13 protein-coding genes are annotated in these 19,506 nt (G+C 35.4%); all 13 read left to right on the top strand.

The genetic code is table 11. From position 1 onward, the window contains the following. The first annotated feature begins 36 nt into the window (after nucleotides 1-36). Entirely contained in the window at nucleotides 37-1,686 is a 1,650-nt protein-coding gene (locus tag A3GM_RS0101755) for a glycosyltransferase (protein WP_018361664.1), read from the top strand. A gap of 35 nt (nucleotides 1,687-1,721) precedes the next feature. Continuing rightward, nucleotides 1,722-4,283: an alpha-glucan family phosphorylase gene (glgP, locus tag A3GM_RS0101760; protein ID WP_018361665.1), complete on the top strand. Its 2,562-nt coding sequence runs from the start codon at nucleotides 1,722-1,724 to the stop codon at nucleotides 4,281-4,283. A 573-nt stretch (nucleotides 4,284-4,856) separates the two neighbouring features. After that, a complete protein-coding gene (locus A3GM_RS0101765) occupies nucleotides 4,857-5,606 on the top strand; it encodes a TrmH family RNA methyltransferase (RefSeq protein WP_018361666.1) in 750 nt (249 codons plus the stop codon). Next, nucleotides 5,603-6,517, top strand: a complete 915-nt coding sequence (locus A3GM_RS0101770; RefSeq protein WP_018361667.1) for a hypothetical protein — start codon at nucleotides 5,603-5,605, stop codon at nucleotides 6,515-6,517. The genes A3GM_RS0101765 and A3GM_RS0101770 overlap by 4 nt, the downstream gene beginning before the upstream one ends. Nucleotides 6,518-6,524: 7 nt before the next feature. Further along, nucleotides 6,525-8,774, top strand: a complete 2,250-nt coding sequence (locus A3GM_RS0101775; protein ID WP_422723602.1) for an alpha-L-fucosidase — start codon at nucleotides 6,525-6,527, stop codon at nucleotides 8,772-8,774. A gap of 185 nt (nucleotides 8,775-8,959) precedes the next feature. Beyond that, entirely contained in the window at nucleotides 8,960-10,720 is a 1,761-nt protein-coding gene (locus A3GM_RS0101780; protein WP_018361669.1) for a bifunctional metallophosphatase/5'-nucleotidase, read from the top strand. A gap of 24 nt (nucleotides 10,721-10,744) precedes the next feature. Continuing rightward, nucleotides 10,745-11,527, top strand: a complete 783-nt coding sequence (gene nudC, locus A3GM_RS0101785; RefSeq protein WP_018361670.1) for an NAD(+) diphosphatase — start codon at nucleotides 10,745-10,747, stop codon at nucleotides 11,525-11,527. A gap of 2 nt (nucleotides 11,528-11,529) precedes the next feature. Beyond that, nucleotides 11,530-12,834 carry an NCS2 family permease gene (locus A3GM_RS0101790; RefSeq protein ID WP_018361671.1) on the top strand — a complete coding sequence of 435 codons (1,305 nt, stop codon included), beginning with the start codon at nucleotides 11,530-11,532 and terminating at the stop codon, nucleotides 12,832-12,834. A gap of 5 nt (nucleotides 12,835-12,839) precedes the next feature. Then, entirely contained in the window at nucleotides 12,840-13,823 is a 984-nt protein-coding gene (locus A3GM_RS0101795; RefSeq protein WP_018361672.1) for a Gfo/Idh/MocA family protein, read from the top strand. Nucleotides 13,824-13,836: 13 nt separating this feature from the next. Beyond that, nucleotides 13,837-14,919 carry a DUF4421 domain-containing protein gene (locus A3GM_RS0101800; RefSeq protein WP_018361673.1) on the top strand — a complete coding sequence of 361 codons (1,083 nt, stop codon included), beginning with the start codon at nucleotides 13,837-13,839 and terminating at the stop codon, nucleotides 14,917-14,919. 1 nt (nucleotide 14,920) lies between these two features. Beyond that, nucleotides 14,921-15,775 (top strand): N-acetylmuramoyl-L-alanine amidase-like domain-containing protein, encoded by an 855-nt coding sequence (locus A3GM_RS0101805; protein ID WP_018361674.1) that lies wholly within the window; start codon nucleotides 14,921-14,923, stop codon nucleotides 15,773-15,775. Nucleotides 15,776-15,855: 80 nt separating this feature from the next. Next, nucleotides 15,856-17,178, top strand: a complete 1,323-nt coding sequence (locus A3GM_RS0101810) for a DUF2130 domain-containing protein (protein ID WP_018361675.1) — start codon at nucleotides 15,856-15,858, stop codon at nucleotides 17,176-17,178. Nucleotides 17,179-17,764: 586 nt separating this feature from the next. Next, the gene (gene recJ / locus A3GM_RS0101815) at nucleotides 17,765-19,504 is read left to right on the top strand and encodes a single-stranded-DNA-specific exonuclease RecJ (RefSeq protein WP_018361676.1); all 1,740 of its coding nucleotides are present in this window, start codon (nucleotides 17,765-17,767) and stop codon (nucleotides 19,502-19,504) included. Nucleotides 19,505-19,506 lie beyond the last annotated feature (2 nt).

Consider the following 19,506-nt stretch of genomic DNA (forward strand, 5'->3'; position numbering starts at 1 on the left):
TATGCTATCTTTGCGCAACTATAATATAATTTTATCATGGCAGAAAAATTAGTTCCCAACTACATATTTGAATCGAGTTGGGAAGTTTGTAACAAAGTAGGTGGTATATATACTGTGCTTTCTACACGTGCAAAAACGTTACAAGAGAGATTTAAAGACCATCTAATTTTTATTGGTCCAGATTGCTGGAAAGAAAATGAATGTCCGTATTTCACTGAAGATAAAAAGCTTTTTAAAGATTGGAAAAAGCAACTTCCTGAAGACTTAAATTTAAGAATTGGAAGGTGGAATATACCCGGAAGCCCTATTGCAATACTTGTAGATTTTTCTACATTCTATAAAGATAAAGACAAAATATATACTGAAATATGGGAGAACTTTGGCGTAGATAGCTTGCACGCCTATGGAGATTACGATGAAGCATCAATGTTTTCATATGCAGCAGCACGTGTTGTCGAATCTTTCTACCATTATTATATTAAGGAGAATCAAAAGGTTATCTATCACGGAAACGAATGGATGACTTGCATGGGTCTATTATATTTACGTTTGCATCTACCACAGGTAGCTACCATTTTTACAACTCACGCAACAAGCATCGGTAGAAGTATCGCAGGAAATAATAAACCTCTCTACCAATATTTAGAGGCTTACAATGGCAACCAAATGGCAGATGAGTTGAACATGCAAAGTAAACATTCGATAGAACGACAAACTTCGCATAATGTAGATTGCTTTACTACAGTAAGTGATATCACAGCTTTAGAATGTAAAGAATTGTTAGACCGTGACGTTGATGTGGTTCTTCCAAACGGATTTGAAGACGATTTTGTCCCTAAAGGAAGTAGTTTTACTTCTAAAAGAAAGAAAGCAAGAGAAACTTTACTAAGAGTTGCTAATGCTCTAACAGGAAAAGAATTCAGTAATGACGCTCTTCTTGTATCAACAAGTGGTAGATACGAGTTTAGAAATAAAGGAATTGACGTTTTTGTTGAAGCTATTAACAAGCTTCGATTCGATTCTAATTTAAAGAAAGAGGTTATTGCTTTCATTGAAGTTCCAGCTTGGGTACATAGTGCAAGAAAAGATTTAGCAGATCGTTTAGCTAAGTCAACAACTTACACAACTCCATTAGAGCAACCTTATATCACACATTGGTTGAATCAAATGAATAAAGATAATGTTCTAAATATGTTGCATTCATTTGGTTTTCACAATAAACAAGAAGAGAATGTTAGTATAATATTTATCCCATCTTACTTAAACAGTAATGATGGAATATTGAATATGAGTTATTATGATTTAATTCTTGGAAACGACCTTTGTGTTTATCCTTCCTATTATGAGCCATGGGGATACACTCCTCTTGAAGCTGTTGCATTCAAAGTACCTTGCATCACGACCAATTTAGCAGGCTTTGGATTATGGGTAGAAGGATTGAAAGGATTTGAGAACGACATTATTAGTGGTGTAAAAGTAATCAATAGAACCGACTATAACTATTGGGATGTCGCAGAAGAGATTAAAAACACTATTATTAAATATTCAACATTGAACGATGAAGATATTAAGAAGGCACGTAACAATGCTTACAAAATATCTAAGAAAGCATTGTGGAATAAGTTCATAGCCTACTATGATACAGCTTATGACAAAGCACTTAGAAAGGCAATAGAGAGAAATTAACAACAAAATTTATACATAAACGAATATCGAAATTTATGAAAATCAAAGCAGATTACACCAATACTCCTCAATGGAAAGAGATTACTATCAAGTCAAATCTCCCAGAAGAACTAAAGTGTTTAGATGAACTTGCACACAACCTATGGTGGGCTTGGAATTATGATGCACAAAATCTTTTCCAAAGCCTTGATGAAGAATTATACCAAGAGGTACAAGGAAATCCGGTATTATTGCTCGATCGTTTAAGTTACGACAGAAAAGTTGCAGTAACAAAAGACAAGGCAATGATGAAGAAAGTGAAGGATGTATACAAGAAATTCCGCACTTACATGGATGTAAAGCCAAATAGCAAGCGTCCTTCTGTTGCCTATTTCTGTATGGAATATGGTCTAAACCAAACCTTAAAGATATATTCTGGTGGTTTAGGTGTACTTGCAGGCGATTATATTAAAGAAGCATCAGACAGTAATGTCGACATGTGTGCAGTTGGTTTCTTATATCGCTATGGCTACTTCACACAGTCATTAAGCATCGACGGACAACAAATTGCACAATATAACGCTCAAAACTTTAACTCGTTACCTATCGAACGTGTTTACGATAACAATGGCGAACCAATGGTAGTTGAGGTTCCCTACCTTAATTATCACGTACACGCATATGTATGGTGCGCGAATGTTGGTCGTATCAAACTATATCTTCTAGATACAGATAACAACCTTAACTCAGATTTCGACAGACCAATTACTCACTCATTATATGGTGGTGACTGGGAAAACCGTTTAAAACAAGAGATTCTTCTTGGTATTGGTGGTATGCTAATGCTTAAGAAATTAGGTATAAAGAAAGATATTTATCACTGTAATGAAGGTCACGCAGCTCTTTGTAACTTACAAAGACTATGCGATTATGTAGACAGCGGGCTTTCATTTAACCAGGCTATGGAACTCGTTCGTGCATCTTCTCTTTATACAGTGCACACTCCTGTTCCTGCAGGACACGACTATTTCGATGAGAGTTTATTTGGTAAATATATGGGAGGTTACCCATCTCGCCTAGGAATTTCATGGGACGAATTTATTGGAATGGGTAGAGAAAATCCAGACGATCATAACGAACGTTTCTGTTTATCAACATTTGCTTGTAACACTTGTCAAGAAGTTAATGGTGTAAGTAAGCTTCATGGTTGGGTAAGTCAAAAGATGTTTGCTAACATTTGGAGAGGCTACTACCCAGAAGAAAATCACGTTGGCTATGTAACCAATGGCGTTCACTTACCTACTTGGACTTCTTCTGAATTCCGTGAATTATACGATAAGTACTTTGACAAGAACTTCATTAACGACCAAAGTAACGAAAGTATTTGGCATGGTATATACAATTGCCCAGATGCAGAGATATGGGAAACTCGTATGACCTTAAAGAAGAAGCTTATTAAGTATATCCGTGAGAAGTTTACTCAAAACTGGTTGAAGAACCAAGGTGACCCATCTCGTGTTATGTCGCTATTAGAACGCATCAATCCAAATGCGCTAATGATTGGTTTCTGCCGTCGTTTTGCAACCTACAAACGTGCTCACCTTCTTTTCACAGACCTAGATAGACTTGCTAAAATCGTTAATAACCCTGAGCGTCCTGTATTGTTCTTCTTCTCAGGAAAGGCACACCCAGCAGACGGAGCAGGCCAAGGACTCATCAAACGTATATATGAAATTAGCCAACGTCCTGAGTTCTTAGGCAAGATTATCTTCTTGGAAGACTACGATATGCAACTTGCTCGTCGCTTAGTTTCAGGTGTCGATATTTGGATGAACACTCCAACAAGACCTCTAGAAGCTTCTGGTACATCAGGAGAAAAGGCTGAAATGAATGGTGTTGTTAACCTTTCTGTTTTAGATGGTTGGTGGCTTGAAGGCTATCGTGAAGGTGCAGGATGGGCATTAACAGAAAAACGTACTTATGATAACCAAGAATATCAAGACCAATTAGATGCAGCAACTATCTATGGTCTATTAGAAAACGATATTCTACCAATGTACTATGCTAAAAACCAACAAGGATTTAGCGAAGAATGGATTAAGGTTATTAAGAACTCTATAGCAACTATTGCTCCTCATTACACAATGAAACGTCAGTTAGACGATTACTTTGAAAAGTTCTATAACAAAGAAGCAAAACGCTTTAAAGAACTATCGGCTAACGATAACGCTCTTGCTAAGGAAATTGCACTATGGAAAGAGACTGTTGCAGAGCGTTGGGATTCTATTCATGTAGTGTCTCAAGAGGCTAATACTCTTATTGATGGAGTTGAAACAGGTGTTCCATACAAACTAAGATATGTCATTGACGAACAAGGTTTGAATGATGCTATAGGACTAGAGCTTGTTGCTTTGAAGGGTGTTCAAGGTCAAGACGATCGTGAACTATACAGTATTCACCAATTCGAAATGGTTGGTAACGAAGGAAATCTTTATACTTTCGAAGCTAATATCGAACCTGCAAAGGCTGGGGCATATCGAATTGCTGTTCGTATGTATCCTAAGAACGAGCACTTACCACACAAACAAGACTTCTGTTACATTAAATGGCTCAACTAAAAGCACTTTTGTAGCATTTAGATAACAAAGAAGATTCTATAACGTTTTTGAATATATTTCATTCAGATTCATTATAGAATCTTCTTTTTTCATACCTACCCATTTCTTAAATATATTAGAACAGAGATTTTTACACACCACTCTCCTTTTCTTATTCCACTATCTCCCTACCCTTTTATTTACCAAACTATACAAACACGACACCACAAAAGCCCCAAGCCTCTTCATTCTTTTCTCTTCTCTTATAACTCCTTCACCATCATAACATTTACTAATCATAATCTAAAAGCCATCATTTTACACAACAAAAGCAGTGGGATTAGATGATAAAAGTATTAAGTTTGCATGCTAATAGCACTTTAATTACAATTTCGTTAAGCGTCTCTTCAATATAATTATACGTTTATATTATCAAAAATCAAGAAGTGATATCCTTCAGAAGTAAGATGGTTCATATATCATTCCACTGAGTTATTCTACTTTAGAGTAGTTTCTTAATTTGCAATTATTTCAATTTCTTTCGTTCTTAATATCATTTTATTTCTTTATCTTTGCAGTATAACAACCATAAAAATGCTAAGTAAGAATAAGATCAAATTCATTCGTTCGCTTGAACTCAAGAAAAATAGACAGCAAGAGTGCTTATTTGTTGCCGAAGGACCAAAGGTTGTTGCTGACCTTTTGACAAGAGTAAAGGCACACACGATATTCTCTACTCCCTCAAGAATCAAAGAATTCTCGAGCGAACAAGCTGATAATATCATAGAAATAACCGATTCTGAATTGGCAAAGATTAGCTTTTTGCAACATCCTCAACAAGTTCTAGCAGTGTTTCCTTTCTTGCCTTCAACTGAAGCAACACCACAAAATGAATTGATCTTAGCATTAGATGGTGTGCAAGACCCAGGAAATTTAGGTACAATTATACGCATTGCCGACTGGTTTGGCATTAAAAATATAATGTGTAGTGAAGACACTGTTGATGTTTACAATCCTAAAGTAATACAAGCAAGTATGGGAAGTGTTGCACAAGTGTCGGTGAATTATTGCGATTTAAAAAGATTTATAGAAAAGATTTCACCTGAAGTCCCAGTATATGGAACATGCTTAGATGGCGAAAATATCTATAATCAAAAGCTTTCTAGCAAAGGAATTATCGTAATGGGAAATGAGGGTAAAGGTGTATCTACTGCTATAAAGCAGCTATTTACACACAAACTATTAATTCCTAACTATCACCCCCAGAGCGCAATTGATAGTTTAAATGTAGCCATAGCAACAGCTATTACATGTGCAGAGTTTAAAAGACAGGATTTAGTATGAAGAAATTAATACGTCAAAAGAGTATTCCAGCCATTGTAAAATATGCGCTAACTCAAATGCTAAAAGCTAAAAAGAAAGAAGTAAAAGCAGTTGCTCCATGGATTGTTATCACTTCTTTTCTATTTTCAATCCTCATTACTTACGCCCCTTTTATAACGATAGAAACTCTCATCAGTTTAAAAGATATAACGCAAAATGCCATTTTATTATCGGCGATGACACTTCTTGTTGTTCTGTCGTTCTCTGCTTTTGTCGCTCAAGTAGTAAGTAATATCAATAAACAGAAATGGCTTTTCAACCTAAAACGAGTGCTTAAATTCTCAGCTTTCTATTGCGTTTTAAGCATATTATACGGCAGCTTTGGGGCATTTTTATATTTCCGTTATACACTAAACGCCATTCAGCTGCCTATAGATAAAATGCAAGAGGCATCTCCTTTATGGTATATTGTATCATACATCGCCACAGGTTTGGTTATTATCTTCTTGATCATTTTACCAAGTATATATCTCTTTGCAAATCATATGTTTAACCCTTCAGATAAATTAACACGCAAGTTAGGGGTTAAATATCTCATAGGAATGAAAAATATAGGTCTATTAATAACAGTATCATTTGCCATCTTGTTAGTGGGAACATGTTTCGGTGGTCTTATTACGCTACCTACAACCATTATAACATTTGCCAAATTGTTTTCTTTAGATGGTGTTCTTGGTGGCGACCCTGCCAATCTACCAGATTATTTCACAGTCCTTATGATTATAAGTGGAACATTATGCACTGCTTTATTATGCGGAATTGACATTTGGAAATTATTAGTATTAAAGCACATACATGTTAGAATTCACTCTAAAGAACAAGAAAAAGCATTAGTAAAACAACAGAAAAACAATAAAATTGAAATATATTAATAATGCAATGAATAAAAAACAATCTTTAAAAAAGAAAGCCCCAGTAGCTATTTTACTAAGTCTTTTGACTGCTACTCCAATGAGTTTGTCGGCTCAAAATGGTGCTGACACAATTCAATATAGTAACACGATAAAGGTGTATAAAACAGACTCGCACGATGTTATCATCAACAAAGCAGCTCATGTTGTGCCTAAACAAATACAACTTGATGCGCTTAGAAACGAGTTTATTGCCTTTATTCACATTGGACCAAACACCTTTACACGCAAAGAATGGGGAACAGGAGAAGAGAATCCCAACATTTTTACTCCCAACAATCTAAACACCGACCAATGGTGTGAAGCCCTTAAAAATGCAGGAATGCGTATGGTTGTATTAACAACAAAGCATCATGACGGCTTTGTGTTATGGCAAACACGATATACAAAACATGGTATTATGTCTTCACCATACAAGAATGGTAAAGGAGATATCATGAGAGATCTTGCAACATCTTGTAAGAAATATGGTTTAAAGTTAGGTGTTTATCTCTCACCAGCCGACTTATACCAAATGAAAGACGAAGGTTTGTATGGAAACTCAAGTAAAAAAACACTTAGAACAATACCTCGCCCAGTAGAAGGAAGACCATTTGCAAACAAAACAACTTTCCAATTTGAGGTTGATGATTATAACGAATATTTCTTAAATCAATTATTCGAACTCCTAACTGAATATGGAGATATTAGTGAAGTATGGTTTGATGGTGCTCACCCAAAGAACAAAGGTGGACAAACATACGACTATCTTGCTTGGAAAAAGCTAATTAGAACACTTGCTCCTAATGCAGTTATCTTTGGTAAAGAAGATGTTAGATGGGCAGGAAATGAAGCTGGTGACACTCGAGAAACAGAGTGGAACGTTATCCCTTATCAACTAAATCCAAATGAAATGAATCGTTTCCACGATTTGATGGGTGTTGATTTGGGTAGCAGAACTAAGCTTTTTGAAGCAAACTACCTACACTATCAACAAGCAGAGGTTGATACTTCGATAAGAGAGGGTTGGTTCTATAGAGACGACGAAACCCAAAACGTACGTAGTGCAGACGATGTATTTGACATCTATGAACGCACAATTGGTGGTAACGCAACACTTATTTTAAACATTCCACCTAACAGAGAAGGACTCTTTTCTGCAAAAGATGTAGAGGTTTTAAATGAAGTTGGGAACAGAATTCGTAAGACCTACTCTACCAATCTTTTACAAAATGCAGTTAAAGCACCAAAAGAACTCATTGATAATGATGACCAATCATATATAGACTACACAGAACCTATCGTGATTGAGCTGCCCAATACCATCAAAATAAACAGAATTGCTCTTCAAGAAGCAATTCTTAAACGCAGTGAAAGAGTTGAAGAACACGCTGTTGATGCATGGATAAACAACGAATGGAAAGAGATTGCACGTGCTACTAACATTGGTTATAAGCGCATCTTACGTTTCAACGAGGTAGAAACAAATAAATTACGACTAAGAGTTTTGGCTTCAAGAGCAACTCCAGCGATAAGCACAATTTCTGCTTATTTCTACCAAGAACGCCCACCAATGCTTTCTATTTCAAAGAACAAAGAAGGCCTTGTTGAGATAACAGAAAAACAACAAGTGTTTAAATGGCATGGTAAGAAGAAGGACCACACCAAGTCTTCGTTGGAATATAATATCTATTACACCACAGATGGTTCTACTCCTACCACAAAGAGCAAGTTGTATCAAAAGCCATTTGCATTCCCAACAAGTGGAACAATTAAGGCGGTTGCTATTGCAAAGAACGATAAAGGTGCTGTTACAACAGAGCAATTAGGTAAGACTAAGAAGCATTGGAGAATAACAAGTGTAAGCAGTGTAACCGAAAAGTTTGATGCTCAAAATGTGATTGATGCCGACAAACAAAGCTATTGGCTAAGTAATGAAGGTAAGAAACAACACATCACCATTACACTTCCAACTATTGAAAAAATAAAGGGTATTGCTTATACTCCTCCTACAGATAACAAGAATGGAATGATTGAAGTGATGGATGTTTATGCTAAGAATAAAAAAGGACAATGGATTCTTGTTGAAGAGATTGAATTTGGTAACCTTATCAATAGTCCAACTCAACGTTTCCACTCATTCAAAAAGCCATTCTTATCGAAAGAAATAATGATAGAGGCTAAAAGAATTGCAGGAAATGGCACACAAGCAGCCATTGCTGAAATAGACCTTTACTAAGATTTTCAACACCGTTTCTATAGTTTTCATAGAGACGGTGTTTCTTTTTAATCTATCATCTAAAACAAGCTGCATTCTCAATAAGACGAAAGTATGATTCAAAAGCAAAACAATTATCCCCAATTAGTAATAATCTTCTATTGTATTTGTTTTGTTATATTAATAAATTCTAGTACTTTTGCACCATGATAAGAATATCAATATTTTTCTTTTTACTATTATCTACTTGTGTAAAAACATTTGCAGAGAAGAAAACAGTAGACTTTCGAATAATACATACAACCGATATTCATGGTCACTTCTTTCCTTACGATTACATAAATCGCAAGCCTTTGTCTGGATCAGTAGCCAGAATTGCTAGCTATGTAGACTCTTTACGAAATATCTATGGTAATAAACTATTGCTTTTAGATAGCGGAGACATTCTACAAGGACAACCCACATCTTATTTTTACAATTTCCTTAACACCCAATCTCCAAACATTGCGGCATCAGTTATCAATTATATGAAATATGATGCTCAAACAATTGGAAACCATGATATTGAACCTGGACACAAAGTATACGACAAATGGATTTCAGAAGTGCAATGTCCTGTTTTAGGTGCAAATGTTTTAAACGCTGAAAAGAAATGCTACTTAACTCCATATACTATCATTCAACGTGATAATATCAAAATTGCAGTGTTGGGAATGTTAACTCCTGCGATTCCTTTTTGGCTGAATGAAAAGACGTGGAGTGGCTTATCTTTTGAGGATATCGTGACAACAACCCAACAATGGGTGGATACAATTCAAGAGAAAGAGCGTCCAGATATCATTATTGGACTATTCCATTCTGGACGAGATGGAGGTATAACAACCAATAAAATAAAGGAAGATGCGTCTTTTGATGTCGCAAAAAAGGTGAAAGGAATTGATTTAATTCTTTACGGACACGACCATACTCGCTTCCTTAAGAAAGTTATTTCAAACAATAATGATACAGTATTGTGCATTAATCCTTCGTGTTATGCTAAGGCTGTAGGTGATGTTCAAATTAGAATTGAAGTAGATTCAACTTTTAACAAAAGTACCAAACGAACAGAAAGAACTATTAAGAAGAGTGCTGAAGGCAAGATTGTCAATATTGAAAATCAGCCTATTAACGCTCAGTTTATGGCTCATTTCCAACCAGAAATTCAAAAGATAGATTCATTTATCAATATAAAAGTAGGCACATTAACACATCCTATTTATAATAGAGATTGTTTTTTTGGTAGTGCTCCCTTTACAGATTTGATTCATAATCTACAATTGGAGATTACAAAGGCGGACCTATCGTTTACAGCTCCACTTGGCTTTGATACTAAACTTGATGCTGGAGATATTCATATAAGCGACTTGTTCAATCTATATAAGTATGAAAATAAGATTTATATTCTTAATATGACGGGTGAAGAAATTAGAAAACACCTAGAATTAAGCTATGATCTTTGGACTAATACCATGCGCTCTTCAAAAGACCATATCATGCAATTGGAAACTAAAAACCAACAAGATATGCAACGATATGGTTTCAAAAATCTAACATTCAACTTCGATAGTGCTGCAGGAATTGACTATATTGTAGATGTAACTCAACCTGAAGGCAAGAAAGTAAAGATTCTTAAGTTTACCGATGGTAGACCTTTCGATGAAAAGAAATGGTATAAAGTGGCTATGAATAGCTATCGAGGAAATGGCGGTGGAGAGCTTTTAACCAGAGGAGCAGGTATCGAACGCAAGAAAATTAAAGAGCGTATCGTATTTGAAAGCGATGACGACATTCGCTATTACCTCTTAAAAAAGATTGAGAAAGAGAAGGTTATAACACCTAAACCCAACAATAATTGGAAGTTTGTTCCTTCAAAATGGACAAAGAAAGCCATTGAAAGAGACAAAGAACTCATCTTTAAAACTAAATAAAAAGATTGTAATATATTCATAAGTATGTATTATTGGTTCATATTTCATAATGGAAATCTGCTAATAGAAGAGCAAGAGAATAGTTCTTATAACATTCCCTTTTCTTCTACTACACCAATAAAACAAGAGTATATCAATAGTAAAATCGTTGTAAAGAATACATTCTGCGAAAACGATATCTATGCTTTAGATGTATCATTTCCTGAGAATATAGGACCAACTTACAAATGGTTAGGACTGAGAGCCTCTCATAATGGGTTACCAAAGGAATACTATGATCTTGCAGGAAAATGCTTTGAGTTACTTCATTGGCATAAACACAATCACTATTGTTCACGATGTGGAACAGAATTGATATGGAATACCGATATATCTAAAGTATGCTTACACTGCAAGAACGAAGTTTGGCCACAGCTAGCAATAGCTATTATTGTACTAATACACAAGAAAGACGAAGTATTATTGGTACATGCAAGGAATTTTAGAGAGAACTTATACGGATTAGTTGCAGGCTTTGTTGAGACTGGAGAAAGTCTAGAAGAAGCAGTAATACGTGAAATTAAGGAAGAAACAGGATTGGAAGTAACTAATATCCAATATCAAAGTTCTCAGCCATGGCCCTACCCTTCCAACTTAATGGCAGGCTTTACGGCAGAATATAAATCAGGAGATATAACTCTTCAAGAATCAGAATTAAGTGCAGGAGCGTGGTTTAAGTATAATGAACTGCCTCTTATTCCAGATAAAGCAAGCCTCGCACGCAAACTAATAGACAACTGGTTGAAACAATTTAAACAACAACTATAAACATGAAAATTTTAGAAAAAGCACTTGGCTTTGATCCAAGTAAGCACTCATTCCGCACTGAACTGATTGCGGGTGCAACCACATTCTTAACAATGAGCTACATTCTAGCAGTGAATCCATCTATCCTTGCTGACTCAGGAATGGATAAAGGAGCGTTATTTACCGCAACTGCTGTGGCATCTGCAATCGCTACTTTGCTTTTAGCGTTTATGGCTAAGCTACCATTTGCGCAAGCTCCTAGTATGGGATTGAATGCCTTTTTTGCTTATACTCTTTGTCAAGCAATGGGTTACTCATGGGAACAATCACTTGCAATTATGCTTATTGAAGGTATTATCTTTATTGCAATCACCTTCTTTAACGTTCGAGAACTAATCCTTGCAAGTATTCCTAAGAACCTAAGATATGCCATATCTGCGGGTATTGGTATGTTTATTGCCTTCATTGGACTAAAGAATGCGGGTATCATTGTATCAAGTCCTGCTACTTATGTCACTCTTGGTGCATTTACTCCAACTGCAATTTTGGGTATCATTGCAATTGTTTTAAGTGGTATTCTAATGGCAAGAAAAGTAAAAGGTTCACTCTTCTACGGAATTGTTATTGCAACATTGATTGGTATTCCTATGGGCGTTACAGTCCTTCCAAAAGGTTGGTTGCCTGTATCTATGCCCCATTCAGTAAGCCCAATCTTCTGTAAATTCGACTTTACAGGCTTCTTATCACTTAAGACTTGCTTGGTAGTGCTGTCTCTACTCATGGTGAATATCTTTGATACCATCGGTACTTTAGTTGGACTTGCAGAGAAAACAGGTATCGTTAAGCAAGATGGAAGCATTCCAAATGTAAAAGAAGCGATGATGAGTGACGCCATTGGAACAACTGCTGGTGCAATGCTTGGTTCATCAACAATCACCACTTATATTGAAAGTGCATCTGGAATTGCAGAAGGTGGTCGTTCAGGTTTAACCGCATTCGTTGTAGGTTTATTCTTCATTGTATCACTCTTCCTTTCTCCAATCTTCCTACTTATCCCTAGTGCAGCAACAAGTGGCGCTCTAGTTTTAGTGGGAGTACTTATGATTGACAGTGTTCAAAAAATTGAATTCAATGATGTTTCTGAAGCTTTCCCAGCATTCATAACAATGATTACCATGGTTTTATGCTATTCAATTGCAGATGGTATCTACATGGGTATCTTAAGTTATGTAATCCTTAAGCTTTGTACATCACAATGGAAGTCTGTGAATCTAACACTTGTTATTTTATCAATTCTATTCGTACTTTATTTCATCACTAAGGATTAAGAGATATGAAAGAAATACATTGGGGATTTATTGGTTGTGGAGAAGTTACCGAAAAGAAATCTGGTCCTGCCTTTAATAAGGTAGAAGGTTCGTATGTTGAGGCTGTAATGAGTCGAAGCGAAGAGAAAGCTCGCTTATATGCTGAACGCCATCAGATAAAGAAATGGTATACTGATGCACAAGAACTTATTAACGACTCCAATGTAAATGCTATATACATTGCTACTCCTCCTTCTAGTCATGCTACGTTTGCTATCATGGCTATGAAGGCAGGAAAGCCTGTATATATAGAGAAACCACTCGCTTCAAGCTATGAAGATTGCGCCCGAATTAACCGAATTTCGTTAGAAACAGGTGTTCCTTGCTTTGTAGCTTACTACAGAAGATACCTTCCCTACTTTATAAAAGTGAAAGAACTTATTAACTCAGGCATAATAGGAAAGGTAACTAATGTTCAATTAAGATTCTCTGTTCCACCACGAGAATTAGACTATAACTGTCAAAATAATAGACCTTGGCGTCTACAACCCGATATTGCTGGAGGTGGATATTTCTATGATTTGGCTCCACATCAGCTTGATATTCTCCAAAACCTGTTTGGAATCATTACTAAAGCGCATGGCTATTGCGCCAATATAGCTCATCTTTATAAAGCAGAAGACACTATTAGTGCATGCTTTTTGTTTGAAAATGGACTCCCAGGAAGTGCCTCTTGGTGCTTTGTTGGACACCAAAGTGCAAGAGAAGATAGTATTGAAGTAATTGGCGAAAAGGGACTAATTACATTCTCTGTATTCGATTATAAGCCCATTCAAATCATCACAAGTAACGGAACAAACAATATAACTGTAGAAAACCCTCCATACGTTCAGCTTCCAATAATTAAAGATGTTATTGAAGATTTACAAGGACTTGGAATTTGCGAAAGCACTAGTATCAGTGCAACGCCAGTCAACTGGGTGATGGATAGGATTCTTGGTAAACTATAATAAATATGTGTGAATGAGAAAATTTCTGTGCATTCTATTTATAATTTTGATAAACAATGGTATATATGCACAAAGTGATTCTTTGTCTGTAAATACCAATCAACCTAAAGAGGTAAAAGAAAGAGGCTTCAAAAAGTTTCTTTCTAACTTCACACGCATTGATAGTAGCTACATAGAACCACAGCAATTCAATTTTGCATTCATGCTTCAAAACACCAATACTTATGAACTTTATCGTTTAAAGAGCGACCAAAACCAAAGTGTAACGCTTGCTCCTAACCCTTCAGTAAGGATTGGTCCATTCTTTGGTTGGCGCTGGATATTTCTTGGTTACACTTTTGATATCAGCCATTTAAATGACAATAGCGGTAAACAAGAATTCAACTTAAGTTTATATAGTGCTCAAGTTGGAATCGATTTATTCTATAAGAAAACTGGAAATGATTATAAGATAAAGAATATAGATCTTGGAAATAGCATCTCAACAAAAAACATAAACAATGTAGAGTTTAACGGATTCAAAGCCAGTATCAAAGGTTTCAACCTTTATTATATCTTCAATCACCACAAATTCTCATATCCAGCAGCTTTCAGTCAAAGCACAATACAACGTAAAAGCGCAGGTTCTATACTTATGGGCATTGGTTTAACCGAACATTCTGTAGGTGTTGACTGGGATAATATGGAGAATCTTCTCAAAGAGAAGCTAAACATCACCAACCAGACTGTATTAGATTCAAGCATTAGATTTGAGCGAATAAAATATACCGATATATCTCTTTCATGCGGATATGCCTACAACTGGGCATTTGCACGCAATTGGTTATTAGCAGGTTCGCTATCTCTTGCAGTTGGATATAAGCACAGTAAAGGTAACACCAATAACACTTCAGGTACTAATACATCGTTTTCTTTGCAGAATTTAAACCTCGATGGTATTGGACGTTTCGGCTTAGTATGGAACAATATGAGGTGGTATGCAGGTGCAAGTGCCATTCTACACGGATATAATTATCGTAAAAAGCAATTCTCAACGAATAATATTTTTGGCACACTCAATATCTATGCAGGTGTAAACTTTGGTAGAAAAAAATAATATGAAAATACTTGCCTCTCTCCTTATCTTTCTTTTTGCACCCCAAATGATATGGGGCAACAATCAGCTATGGCAATATTCTAAAAGCGATAGCACTAAGATTGTCACTTTATTAGATGAGGCAAAGAATGAAAAAGAAGACACTAACTTTCCACTTTATTTTGCTAATAAGTTTATTGGAATACGCTATGTAGCCTCAACTCTTGAGCGAAATAAAACAGAAAAACTTGTAATCAACCTACAAGAGCTAGACTGCACCACTCTTGTAGAAAATGTTCTTGCCCTCACCTTATGTGTAAAAACAAAGCAATACTCCTTCAATCAGTTTTGTACTTTTCTGCAAAAGATTCGCTATAACAATGGAGTTATATCTTATCCCACCCGACTTCACTATTTCTCTGAGTGGATAAATGATAATACTAAACAAGGATTTGTAAAAGAGATAAATACTCCTAATCCACCTTTTAAATCTCAACAGATTCTTGATTTGCACTATATGTCAACCCAACATCATAAATATCCCATGCTTGTTCAAAATTCTTCATGGATTAAGGAAATTAGAAAAATGGAACAAATGGTATCGGGAAAAACAGTAAACTATATTCCAAAAGAAATTTTAAACAATAGTTCTCTAATAAAAGACGTTATTAAAGATGGTGATATCATTGCCATAGTTACAGCGAGAAAGGGATTAGATACTTCACATATTGGCTTTGCCTCTTGGCATAATGGACAGCTACATCTTTTAAATGCATCACGAATTAGAGGTAAAGTTGTAGACGAATCGATGACATTATATCAATATATGCAAACCCAAAGATATCAAATTGGAATTCGAATCATTAGAGTTTCATAAGATACTGATTACTATTAAGATATAATAGTTTATCTCTATCAAACATTATTACTATTCAAACAACGTTACACAACAATAAGATGGAAATTAAATGCCCCCACTGTCACACTTCTTTTTCACTCGAAGACAAGAATTATACCTATATTCTTAAGCAGGTAAAAGATGCAGAGTTCTCTAGAGATCTTGAGAAAAAGACTCAAGAATTGCAAGTGCGTAATGAATTAGAGAATGAGAAAAGCTCTATAAAAGCTCGTGAAGAATTGCAGAATCAAAAGGCTAATTTCGAAAGAGAAATAAGTAATAAGGATATCGAAATCAACAAGTTGCAAAACCAACTCAAAAGCATTGAGCACGAAAAGCAGCTTGAACTATCTGCAAAAATCAATGAAAAAGAGGCTCAAATCATTCAACTAAAGGCTCAAATAGCTCAAAACAACAATAATATTGAGATTGCTATTGTTAGACAACAGCAACAAAGTCAAGAGCGTTTGCAAGAAAAAGAAAAGAGAATTATTGAGTTAGAAACTGAATTTAAATCAGAAACAGACAAACGTTCGCTATTAGAACTAGAGCTAAAGAATAATTATCAGCAGAAGATTGATGACCTTGAAAAGCAGGTTGAATATTTTAAAGATATGAAGATACGCCTTTCTACCAAGATGATCGGCGAATCATTAGAATTATATTGCAGCAACCAATTTAACTCTACTCTACGTAGCTTAATGCCTAATGCTTATTTCGAGAAAGATAATGATGTTGTAGAAGGCAGTAAAGGAGATTTTGTTTTCCGTGATTTTGACAATGAAACGGAATACATTTCTATTATGTTTGAGATGAAGAACGAGCTGGATAATGGAGGGAAAAAGCATAAAAACGAAGATTTCCTTAAGAAACTAGACGAAGACCGCAGAAAGAAACAATGCGAATATGCTGTTCTTGTGTCGCTTCTAGAGCCTGAAAACGAACTCTATAATAATGGTATTGTAGACGTTTCTTATCGCTATCCCAAGATGTATGTCATTCGTCCACAATTCTTTATACCTATCATCACACTGTTAGTACAGGCATCTAAGAAAAGTATAGAGTATCAACGACAACTAAAAATAGCTCAAAGTCAAAGCATAGATGTAACCAACTTTGAAGAAAAGCTATTGGATTTCAAGGAGAAATTTGGTAAGAATTACGAACTTGCAAGTAGGAAATTTAATACTGCAATTGAAGAAATAGACAAGAGTATCGATCGATTACAAAAGGTAAAAGATGCCTTGTTAAGTTCAGAAAACAACCTTCGACTTGCCAATAATAAAGCTGAAGACTTAACAATAAAGAAACTTACCTATAATAATCCTACGATGAAGGCTAAGTTTGAAGAAGCTCGTAAAAATAAATCGTTAGAAGAATAGCAATTTATATCTCTATAAACAAATACAAACAGCATAGATTTTAACCCTAATAGTCTATGCTGTTTTTATATTTATCGATATCTTTTTTATATAAAATCAGCCATTAAACATCAAATACTAATCTTAAAACATTTGCATTAATATCACTTTTAACAATACATAATAACCTATTGATATTCAATAAAATGCAACTCTTAAATAAAAGCTATGATTTTGCATGATAATTACATTACTTTTGTAGGTTAAAAGGATAGCAATTAGCACGAAAAAGCTATGCAATTAAAATCATAACAAATTCCTTATAAACCTAACCACATTGTTTGTATTCCTCAATCCCTATCCTACTCTATATTTTTCTTCCACAAATTGATATAAAAAGACTTACAAATAAGCTCCAATTACGAACAATTTAGAAGTATCATACAAGCAAATAAATTCCTTTTACATCTATTTTTTCGCCTAAATAGGCACATTTTCTTATTTTTTATTCGTAACTTTACACGCTAAGTACAAGCAAACATCAACAAAAGAGTAGATTTTTATAGGTCTATTCGATGAAATAAAAAGCATATAAATAAAGGCTATCATGCATTTTAAATGGAAATATCTTCCTCCAAATCAAGAAGAAACATCTGAAGCAAAGGCATTAGGTGAAAAACTAAATATGAGCAATATTCTATCTTTATTGCTTGTTCGTCGTGGCATAAAGACCGAGTCGGCGGCTAAAAGATTTTTCCATCCTCAGCTATCAGAACTGATTAATCCATTTCTTTTGAAAGATATGGACGTGGCAGTCGACCGCCTTAACGATGCCATGGGACGTAAAGAACGCATTCTTGTATATGGAGATTATGATGTAGACGGCTGCACTTCGGTTGCCTTAGTATATAAATTCCTTCGTCAATACTATTCAAATATAGAATATTACATTCCCGATCGATATGAGGAAGGCTACGGAGTAAGTCAAAAAGGTATTGACTATGCTTATAAAAACGATGTTAAGCTCATTATAATTCTTGATTGCGGAATTAAAGCAATCGAAGAAATTACACTTGCAAAAAGCCTTGGTATAGACTTTATTATATGCGATCATCACGTACCTGATGAGGAAATGCCGCCCGCTGTGGCTATTATTAACCCCAAAAGACCTGATGATACCTATCCATTTAAGCATCTTTGTGGCTGTGGTGTGGGCTTTAAACTAATGCAAGCTTTTGCCAAAAACAACGGAATTTCATTCTCTCGTCTTGCTCCTCTACTCGATTTCTGTGCTGTTAGTATTGCAGCTGACCTCGTTCCTGTTGAAGGCGAAAACAGAATACTTGCTTATCATGGTTTAAAACAATTAAACCAAAACCCCAGTATTGGTTTAAAAGCCATTATCGACATCTGTGGTTTAGAAGGAAAAGATGTATCAATGAGCGATATTATCTTCAAAATTGGTCCTAGAATCAATGCTTCTGGACGCATAGACAATGGAAAACAAAGCGTAGACTTATTGGTTGAAAAAGACTATTCTAAAGCCCTTCAACAAGCAAAGCATATCGATGAGTATAACGAACAACGCAAAGACATTGATAAACAAATGACAGAAGAGGCAAATCAAATTGTCTCTCGCATTGAAAATCAAAAACAACAATCGTCTATTGTCGTTTATGACGAGAACTGGAAAAAAGGCGTTGTGGGTATTGTTGCATCTCGATTAACTGAAATATACTTCCGTCCTACAGTGGTCTTGACAAAAGATGGAAACCTTGCAACAGGCTCTGCACGAAGCATTATGGGCGTAGATGTCTATGCTGCAATAAAACATTGTAGAGATTTGTTACTTAACTTTGGTGGACATACCTATGCAGCAGGATTAACATTGCATTGGGACGATATTCCAAAGTTTAAGCAACGTTTCCAAGAATATATTGAAAACCATATTCTTCCAGAACAAAAAGAAGCAACATTAGACATTGATGCACAAATTGACTTCAAAGATATTTCCAAGAAGTTCTTCCACGATTTGAAACGTTTTGCACCTTTTGGCCCATCAAATCCAAAGCCCAGATTTATAACCAAGGGCGTGTTTGATTATGGAACAAGTAAAGTTGTGGGACGTGAACAAGAACATATAAAACTAGAATTGGTTGACTCTAAATCAAGTCATGTAATGAATGGCATTGCATTTGGACAAAGTAAATCAGCTAGATACATCAAGTCTAAAAGAGGATTTGACATTGCTTATACCCTAGAAGAAAATACCTTTAAACGCAATCTTGTACAACTACAGATTGAAGACATACGCCCAATAGAAGACGACCCAACAGAAGAACAGTAGAA

Origin of the sequence: Hoylesella nanceiensis DSM 19126 = JCM 15639 (assembly GCF_000379965.1) — a bacterium.
Taxonomy (GTDB): domain Bacteria; phylum Bacteroidota; class Bacteroidia; order Bacteroidales; family Bacteroidaceae; genus Prevotella; species Prevotella nanceiensis.